Consider the following 481-nt stretch of genomic DNA (forward strand, 5'->3'; position numbering starts at 1 on the left):
ACGGTCGGCTGGCGGTGCGGCGCCTGTCCGTGGCGTGGTCGCTCGCGGACGAGCACGGGATCCCCCTCGCCGATCTGCTCGACGTGGTGCGCCGGGACCTCGACGCGACGGTGCGGTCGGCCGGGCGGACGGAGGCGGGGATGGCGGGCCCGCGGACGAGTGCCGGGGTCCTGGCGTTGCTCCCGGCCGTCGGGATCGCCCTGGGGGAGGCGACCGGAGCCGCGCCGCTCGCCGTACTGACCGGGACCGGGCTCGGCGCGGTGCTGCTGCTCGTGGGAACCGGGCTCGTGCTCGCCGGGGTGCTGTGGACGTCGGCACTGACCGGGCGGGTGATGCCGCGATGACCGCGCTCGCCCTCGCCCTGGCCGGGTTCGCCGTCCTGACCTCCCCGTCCCTGCTCCGGAGGTCCGGAGCCGCCCGGCTCCGCGCGCTCACGTCCGGGGACGGGGCCGCGCGGGGAGGAACGGGCGCGGCCACCACG

The 481-nt window shown here is 78.4% G+C and carries 1 protein-coding gene; it reads left to right on the forward strand.

Annotated features, from left to right (window positions below; translation table 11 throughout):
• Window positions 1–344: type II secretion system F family protein (locus tag SACPADRAFT_RS31690; RefSeq protein WP_407690032.1), on the forward strand; the 344-nt coding region annotated here is incomplete at its 5' end.
• Window positions 345–481 lie beyond the last annotated feature (137 nt).

This window comes from Saccharomonospora iraqiensis subsp. paurometabolica YIM 90007, assembly GCF_000231035.2.
Taxonomy (GTDB): domain Bacteria; phylum Actinomycetota; class Actinomycetes; order Mycobacteriales; family Pseudonocardiaceae; genus Saccharomonospora; species Saccharomonospora paurometabolica.